The 7,803-nt window shown below is 65.4% G+C and carries 7 protein-coding genes; 5 read left to right on the top strand and 2 right to left on the bottom strand.

Annotated features, from left to right (window positions below; all coding sequences use genetic code 11):
* Positions 1-208: 208 nt before the first annotated feature.
* The 5 genes from Q7T26_08320 to Q7T26_08340 all read left to right on the top strand — a co-directional run bounded on the left by Q7T26_08320 (position 209) and on the right by Q7T26_08340 (position 5,323).
* A complete protein-coding gene (locus Q7T26_08320) occupies positions 209-697 on the top strand; it encodes a hypothetical protein (protein ID MDO8532157.1) in 489 nt (162 codons plus the stop codon).
* Positions 698-914: 217 nt separating this feature from the next.
* On the top strand, positions 915-2,039 hold the full coding sequence (locus Q7T26_08325; protein ID MDO8532158.1) for a MaoC family dehydratase N-terminal domain-containing protein: 1,125 nt from the start codon (positions 915-917) through the stop codon (positions 2,037-2,039).
* A gap of 9 nt (positions 2,040-2,048) precedes the next feature.
* Positions 2,049-3,200: a MaoC family dehydratase N-terminal domain-containing protein gene (locus tag Q7T26_08330; protein ID MDO8532159.1), complete on the top strand. Its 1,152-nt coding sequence runs from the start codon at positions 2,049-2,051 to the stop codon at positions 3,198-3,200.
* Positions 3,201-3,270: 70 nt separating this feature from the next.
* Positions 3,271-4,293 (top strand): LLM class flavin-dependent oxidoreductase, encoded by a 1,023-nt coding sequence (locus Q7T26_08335; GenBank protein ID MDO8532160.1) that lies wholly within the window; start codon positions 3,271-3,273, stop codon positions 4,291-4,293.
* 121 nt (positions 4,294-4,414) lie between these two features.
* Positions 4,415-5,323: an alpha/beta hydrolase gene (locus tag Q7T26_08340; protein ID MDO8532161.1), complete on the top strand. Its 909-nt coding sequence runs from the start codon at positions 4,415-4,417 to the stop codon at positions 5,321-5,323.
* 64 nt (positions 5,324-5,387) lie between these two features.
* On the opposite strand, the gene Q7T26_08345 is transcribed toward Q7T26_08340, so the two are convergent.
* Entirely contained in the window at positions 5,388-6,341 is a 954-nt protein-coding gene (locus tag Q7T26_08345; GenBank protein ID MDO8532162.1) for an MBL fold metallo-hydrolase, read from the bottom strand.
* A 27-nt stretch (positions 6,342-6,368) separates the two neighbouring features.
* Positions 6,369-7,679, bottom strand: coding sequence for an MFS transporter (locus Q7T26_08350; protein MDO8532163.1), 1,311 nt, complete (start codon positions 7,677-7,679; stop codon positions 6,369-6,371).
* Positions 7,680-7,803: the final 124 nt, after the last annotated feature.

The raw sequence follows: 7,803 nt of genomic DNA on the forward strand, positions 1-7,803 counted from the left end.
GCATCAGTCCCAAAATGTCCACACTCTCTTTGACCACTGTCGTCTCCTCTCTTAGAGCATTAGCCGTGCTTGTAAGGATGACGCGGTGGTCGCTTCTTTGCTAGACCACCCTGGTCTTACACCACTTCCTGGGACTCTACTCCCCGAAAAAATGTTCCACAACTGGCACAGGTGCGGGACGACTCCCCTGTCGGTAGGGGCAGCCCGTGTGGAACAGGAGTTTGCCGACCGTGTGATCCCGCGCATCGCGCTTGATGACGGCTGGCGGAAGGCGGTGCCGACGTGTCTGGCGCACAAGAATCCGCAGCCGGATCACAGCGGCGAGGTGCAGCGTCTCGAGATGGCGTTAGCCAACCTGCGGAAGCAGCACCTGTGGAGCGCCATGACGGACGAGGATTTTAGGAGTGAGTTCCGGCAGATCGAGTGCCAGCTTCGGGCGTTGTCCACGCCCCAACCGGACGTCCCCACACCCAATCTTGACCGTACGACGGCGATTCTGCGAGACTTGTCCGTTCTGTGGCGCCATCAGGGTGTTACCCCACGGCAGCACAGGAATCTCGCTGGCGAAGTGTTTGAGGAGATCCGCCTGCGTGGACAGACCCTGGTGGCCTTCAAGCCGCGGCCGCACCACGCCCCGCTCTTTGCCTACTCCATCTGGCGGCAGCAACAGGTGTTCGGTGGCACAAGTTTATTCTGAGCATAGCGAAGAATTTACGTCTGTCTCACACCAGCGTAGACCCTTCGCGGAGCCTGTCCTGAGCGAAGCCGAAGGGGGTTCAGGGTGACAGGAATTCCGAGGCGGCTTTTTGTGCACAGCCCTATTGAGCCGGAACGCGGCGGCGGGCTTGCCCCGCCAGGCGTTTTGACCGACAATGACCCAGGGTCAGCACGTTCCGCCACAAGGAGACAGCCTTATGGTACTGGAAAGCAGCGCAAGGATAACGGAGCAGGGGATCGCCGATCTGCGCGCCCGCGTCGGCTCGTACTACACCGTCCAGCGGGGCGACACGCAGGCGACCGCGGACAACATCCGCCACTTCTGCGACGCCATCGGCGACCACAACCCCCTCCACATTGACCTGGACTACGCCCGCAAGTCCAGGCTGGGCAGGCTGCAGGCACCGCCCACGTTCCTCTATAGCATCATCCACCCGACAGGGATGCGGACCGGCGGCATGCCCGGCGTCCATGCCTTCCACTCAGGGAACGACTGGGAGTATCTCCGGCGCATCCAGGAGGGAGACATCCTGACGGGCAGCTACAGGCCCATCAGCATCGTCGAGAAGCGCAGCCAGATGGGCGGGCGCTCCGTCGTCGTGTACGCGGAGATCGTGTTCTTCAACCAGCGCGCCGACGTGGTGGCCCGCACCATCGGCTGGACGATCCGCGTGGAGCGGCAGGCATCCCAGGAGAGAGGCAAGTACAAGGCCATCACGAAGTACCGCCACACGGACGAGGAGATTGAGCGCATCCTCGCCGCATACGCGAAGGAACCGGCGTCCGTCCGGGGGGCCACGCCGCGCTACTGGGAGGATGTGCAAGTGGGCGAAGAGCTGCCTCCCGTCGTGAAGGGGCCTCTGAACATGGGCGACATGATCGCGTGGCGCGGCGTCTTCGGACACCCTGCCGCAGCCCACGGGCTGGCCCTTCGGGAGATGAAGCGCCATCCCGCCTTCACCTTCAGGGACCCGAAGACGGGCGCCATGCAGCGCATCGCGCAGGTCCATGAAGATGCGAAAGCCGCCGAAAGCGCGGGCGTCCCCGGCGCGTACGACATCGGCGCGCAGCGCAACTGCTGGCTGGGCACCGTCGCCACCAACTGGATGGGCGACGATGGCTTCATGACACGGCTCTACGCGGAGTACCGCCGCTTCAACATCTTCGGCGACGTCCAGTGGGGCAAAGGCAAGGTCACGGGCAAACGCGTCGCGAACGGCAGCCATCTGGCGGACCTGGACATCTGGTTTGAGAACCAGCGCGGCGAAGTCACAACGCCCGGTCACGCCACCGTATCCCTGCCATCCCGGGTCGGAAAGTAGGAGAGGGCCATGCCGCTACCATCACTTGTTACGAACGCTACGATCACGAAGCAGGGCGTGGACGCGCTGCGGCGGCGCTGCGGCGTGCCGCTGCGCCTGCACCCCCAAAACGAGCAGGTCACCAGGGACGCCATCTGGCGCTTCACACGGGGCGTCGGCGACGGCAACCCGCTGTGGACGGACGAGACCTACGCCACCCACACCCATCACGCCATCATCCCCGCGCCGCCAACGTTTCTGTACAGCGTCGTGTGCCCCAGCGGCGCCCTGGCGGGCGGACTCCCCGGCGTCCACTCCTTCCACGGCGGCAACGACTGGGAGTTCTATCGCGTCCCCCATCTCGGCGACCGCATCACGCCGTCCGCCACGCTGACCGACGTAGTGGAGAAGCAGAGCAGCTACGCAGGCCGCTCCGTTATCCAGTACGTGGACGTCATGTACAAGGACCAGGAGGGCGAGGCTGTGGCGAAGGCGCGCGGATGGAGCATCCGGACGGAGCGCGACGCAGCCCGGCAAAGAGGAAAATACGCGGGACTCTCCCCCGCGACGTACACGCCCGAAGATCTGCGGGCGATTGAAGAGGCGCTGGACCACGAGGAGATTCAGGGAAACAAGATACGCTACTGGGAGGACGTGAAGGAGGGCGACTCGCTGGGCGCCGTGGTCAAGGGACCGCTGGGACTGGAGGACGTGGAGACGTTTGTCGCTCACGTCCACGGGAGCATGGCGATGGGCAGGCACGCCGCCTATTTGCAGCGACATCCCGCATGGGTGTACCGTGACCCGGAGACGAACTACTACGAGCCGTGGTCCCAAGTGAATTTTCTTGAGTCCACCGCCCAGGCGGTCGGTATCCCGCGCCCCTATGCCCTGGGATCGCAGCGTGTCTGCTGGCTGGGCCATCTGCTGACCAACTGGATGGGCGACGATGGCTTTCTGGCGGAGCTATCCGTCACGATGACGCGCCCGAACCCGCACGGGGACACCCAGTGGTGCAAGGGGACCGTCACGCGCAAGCGGGTCGAGAACGGCCAGCACCTGGTGGACTGCGACGTCTGGTCCGAGAGCCAGCGCGGAGAGGTCACGACGAAAGGCACGGCCGTGGTACGCCTGCTGTCCACGTCCGTTCAGCTCTGGGGCGTGGCCGCCGGAAAGAGCTGAAAACCACGGCAACGTCCTGAGACACCATAGGCCAATACACTATTACAATACACTATTAAAGGAGTGCTCTATGGACCGCAAGGTGCGCTACGGGATCAGCCTCGTGGCCGACCGCCTCTCGGAGTACCCGGGGTGGGTCCGCCTCGCCGAGGAGTCAGGGTTCGACATGATCGGCCTGACCGACTCGCCCTCCGTCTATCCGGAGACCTACATCACGGGCGTACTCTGCGCGCAGAACACGTCCCGCATCCGCTTCGGCCCGCGCGTGACGAACCCGCTGACGCGCAACCCCATGGTCACGGCCTCGGCCATCGCCGGCCTGGACGAGCTGTCCGGAGGCCGCGCCATCCTGGGCATCGGCACGGGCGACAGCGCCGCCTTTCACACCGGGAACCGTCCGGCGTCCGTCAAGAAGCTCGGCGAGTATGCTCTGGCGGTGCGCAGCCTTCTGCGTGGCGAGGAGATCACGTATAACGGAAAACAACTCCGGCTCATGTGGACGAAGCGGAACGTGCCGATTTATCTTGCCGCCGCGGGGCCCAAAACGCTGCGGCTCGCCGCCCAGATCGCGGACGGCATCATCATCGGGACGGGCGTGTCGCCGGACATCGTCAAGGCCACGCTCGCGACGATCCATGACGCAGCCAAAGAGGCAGGCCGTGACCCGAACGCCCTTGACCTGTGGTGGCTCTGCGGATGCCGCGTCGGCCCAACCCGGCACGACGCAATAGAGGACGCGAAGTCCTTCCTGGCGGCGGCGTGCAACGCCACGTTCCAGGTCTCGCTGGACAACAAGCACCTTCCTCAGCGCCTGTACCCCGCTGTGCGACGGCTGTGCCACGAGTACGACTTCTGGGAGCACGTGAAGCCGGGGCGCGACGCCAAGAACGCGAGGCTCGTGGAGCAGGACGGCCTGAAAGAGTACCTGGCCGAGCGCTTCCTCGTCGGAGGGACGCCGGAGGACTGCGCGCGCAAGATCAAGGAGGCCGCGGCGGTAGGAGCCACCCAGTTCTGGTGGACGGCGAATATGCCGGACAAAGCGGCGTTCATCCGCTCCTTCAGCAGAGACGTCATGCCGCTGGTGGCCTCGTAAGCCGGCACCAGCGCCCGCGCGGCGACGTGGTGCGCGGAATCGTGTATGATGGCACGCGCGCCATCACCAACTTGACGCCGTAGCACAACCGAACTCAGAAAAAGGCTGTTCGAGGGGAGAGATGACCACGACGTTTGACTACACAAAAGACATCGCCCGCGCCGCCGCGGAGATTGGCCTTCGTCTGCCTGAGATCGTTGAGCCTCACGACAAGTCCGTGACCGTCAACGGCCTCCGACTGCACTACCTGGACTGGGGCAACGAGGGCAAGCCACCGATGCTCCTGCTCCACGGCGGCTCTCAGACCGCCCATAGCTGGGACTTCTTCGCGCTCGCCGTCCGCACAAGCTTTCACGTCGTAGCGCTGGACCAGCGCGGCCACGGCGACAGCCAGTGGGCGCCGGACGGCGACTACAGCCTGGATGCCCATCAGCGGGACATCCACTCCTTTGTCCAGACGATGGGTCTGGACAAATTTGTCATCGTTGGCCTCAGCATGGGCGGGCGGAACACTCTGGTGTACACAGGGAACCATCCGGAGAGGGTGCGCGCGGCGGTCATCGTGGACGTGGGGCCGGAGACGCGGCGCGAGGGCCGGCGGCAGATCCGCGAGTTCGTGACGTCAACCGACGAACTGGACTCCGTTGAGGCGTTCGCCCAGCGGGTCTTGGAGCGAAATCCCCGCAGGAAACTGCCGCAGCTTGTCGGAAGCCTCCAGTGGAACCTGAAGCAGCTTCCCAGCGGCAAGTGGACGTGGAAGTACGACAAACTCCTGCGGACGCCGGGTTTCCGGCCCGCACGCGGCACGGTGGAGGACCTGTGGGCATGCGCGAGAAACATCGCCTGCCCCACGCTCATCGTGCGCGGCGGCGACAGCCTCGTTCTCGACAGAGAGGGCGCGGAGCACCTGCAACAGGCGATACAGGGCAGCCAACTCGTGGAGGTCGCGAACGCCGGGCACACCGTGCCCGGAGACAACCCGCTGGGGTTTGAGACAGCGGTGAAGCCCTTCCTGGAGGGCCTGCCCTAGTCCTGAGTCACGCTGAATGTGAACTCGTCGAACCTCGAGCTATCAAAAACGTGTTGACTAAACACTAGTCCGCCGCGAAGGTGTACCGGGTCCCCACGCTGTTGGGGACAAAGGCGTCCGGCAGCGCGTCCGCCAGGGCGTGCGTGGCGCGCCAGCCGGTGCAGTGGCCGGGCACCACCACCTGCGGCCGCATCTCGACCAGGGCCTCCACCGTCCGCTGGATGCGCGGCTCGAAGATGCCGCCCTCCAGGTGCATGCCACCGATGACGCCGTGGACTGACTCCACTCCCGTCGCGGCGCGGGCGTACTTCAGGATGTTGATGATGCCCGCGTGCCCACAGCCGGTCAGCACCACAAGCCCCTTGTCGCGCACGTTCACCACAACGGCCTGGTCGTCGTGAATCCAGGGGTCCGGCTGCCACGCGCCCTGCACCTGGGCGTAGTGAATCGGGAACCCCGTCTCCACGTCCACAGTGCGCGGGACACCCCCAGTCACCAGCGCCAGTCCTTCGACGACGTACGACGGCTGACGGCCTTCAATGACATCTATGCCCTCGGCGGCCAGCGACCGCAGGTCAGGCGGCGGGAGCCGGACTTCCGAGCCGTCCGGCAAGACTACCTTCCGCATGAGGTAGGCGTCCGGGTGCAGCAGGACAGGCAGGCGGCGCGCGCCACGGCGCCGCGCCATCCCGGCGAGGCCGCCGCAGTGGTCGGCGTGGCCGTGGCTGAGGACAACAGCCTGAATGTCCTGAGCACGCACCTCCAGCACGTCCATGTTATGCGTCAGCGTATCCCTGCTCAGCCCCGTGTCGAAGAGGAACGTGGAAGACCTGTCCCCCTTCGTCACGCTGACCAGCATCGCCATCCCGTGTTCGGCCAGGAGGCCGGGCCGCTCCACGTCCAGCCGGTGCCGCCGCACGGCGGGAGGCGCGCTGCCCAGCAGCATGTTCACCGTGTTGTCAACAAGGATGGTGACGTCGAGCCTGTCCACGGGAGACAGAGTTATGGATGCACCCATACAAAAAAACCTCCGCCGTCCGCGCTCCTACGCCGTCGCCGACGCTGCGCGGACGGGCCGCCGGGACTGATAGACCAACCCCACGATCACCACGTGCGTCACCACGACGCCGACGAACGCCCATGCGTAGCTGCCGGACAGGTCATAGACCAGCGCGCCCAGGAACGGGCCGAAGGCATTGCCCGTGCTCTCGAAGAGCAGCGACACCCCGCGGATACTGCCTACATTCCGCCGCCCAAAGTAGGCGGGCCAGACGGTGTGCCCCACCGTGTGAACGCCCCCCTGCCCCAGGCCGAACACGATGACGGCCGCATACACGATGACGGGCGACGCTGCCAGGCCAATCAGACCGAGGCCCACCATGGAGGTGGCAAGGGCAATCGCGTAGGCCACATGGACGGGGAGCCGGTCCACCATACCACCCCATATGATCTGCGACAGGCCCTGGATCAAAGCGTAGAGGCTCAGCGCCCCAACCGCGAGCGCGGTGCCGAAACCGCGGTCCGTCAGGCTGGAGACCATGTTGAACACGACCGCCGACGTGGTGACGATGTGAAAAAAACCGACTATTGAGAGCAGCCAGAAGGCCCTCGTCCGCGTCGCCTCGCCCACGGTCCATTCCGGGTCCGCTGCGGAAACCGTCGGCGCTGACGCCGAGTGGTGAGCGCCGCCTGACGGGACGCTCGACGCGGCGTTTCCGCTGTCGCCATCGGGCAACAGGCCCATGTCCTCCGGCCTGCGCCGGACCAGCAGCCAGGCGGGGAGAAGCACTAGCACCCATGTCAGCACGCCCATGACAAACCAGGCGTTGCGCCAGCTTGACGTGGCAATAATCCAGCCAGCCAGCATCGCCAGCGCCGCGCCGCCCAGAGCCGGCCCCGCCATTGTGATGGCTATCGCCCTTCCACGCTTGCGAATGAACCACTGGGCCGCCGCCGATGCAATGAACGCATCACCCAGCGGCCCGAACGCCATGAGCCGTCCAATGATGTAGGCCACGTAGAACTGCCACAGGCCGTTCACCTGCGAGAGGCCGACAAGGGCCAGACCCATGACCGCGGCGCCGCCGACAAAAAGCACGCGCGCGCCGTAGCGGTCGAGGAGGGACCCGAAGCTGAAGCCGGTCAGAGCGGCGATGACCGTGCCCACGGTCACGGCGCCAGTGGTGAGCGAGCGGCTCCAGCCGAACTCCTCGGACATGGGCTTGAGAAATACGCTGAAAAGGAACCCCGTGAGGCTTGCCTTAACGAAACCAGCCAGAAATCCCACAAAAACGATGGCCCATCCGTGGTACACGCGACCGTGGATGACGTCATCCAGCAGCGCTACGACTTTCATGCCGCGCCAGCCGTCCGCCCGACGCGGCCCTAGCCCACCGACCGCAGGAAGTCCAGCACCGCGTTGGCGCAGACGTCAGGATGCGTGTGCTGCACGAACCCACCCGCGCCCGGCACCATGAAGA

This window comes from Dehalococcoidia bacterium (assembly GCA_030648205.1).
In the GTDB taxonomy this organism is placed as follows: Bacteria; Chloroflexota; Dehalococcoidia; order JAUSIH01; family JAUSIH01; genus JAUSIH01.

What these genes read in the sequence shown, in the direction of transcription:
- Q7T26_08325 (MDO8532158.1), top strand. Translation starts at nt 915, where the DNA reads ATGGTACTGGAAAGCAGCGCAAGGATAACGGAGCAGGGGATCGCCGAT.
- Q7T26_08330 (MDO8532159.1), top strand. Translation starts at nt 2,049, where the DNA reads ATGCCGCTACCATCACTTGTTACGAACGCTACGATCACGAAGCAGGGC.
- Q7T26_08335 (MDO8532160.1), top strand. Translation starts at nt 3,271, where the DNA reads ATGGACCGCAAGGTGCGCTACGGGATCAGCCTCGTGGCCGACCGCCTC.
- Q7T26_08340 (MDO8532161.1), top strand. Translation starts at nt 4,415, where the DNA reads ATGACCACGACGTTTGACTACACAAAAGACATCGCCCGCGCCGCCGCG.
- Q7T26_08345 (MDO8532162.1), bottom strand. Translation starts at nt 6,341, where the DNA reads ATGGGTGCATCCATAACTCTGTCTCCCGTGGACAGGCTCGACGTCACC.
- Q7T26_08350 (MDO8532163.1), bottom strand. Translation starts at nt 7,679, where the DNA reads ATGAAAGTCGTAGCGCTGCTGGATGACGTCATCCACGGTCGCGTGTAC.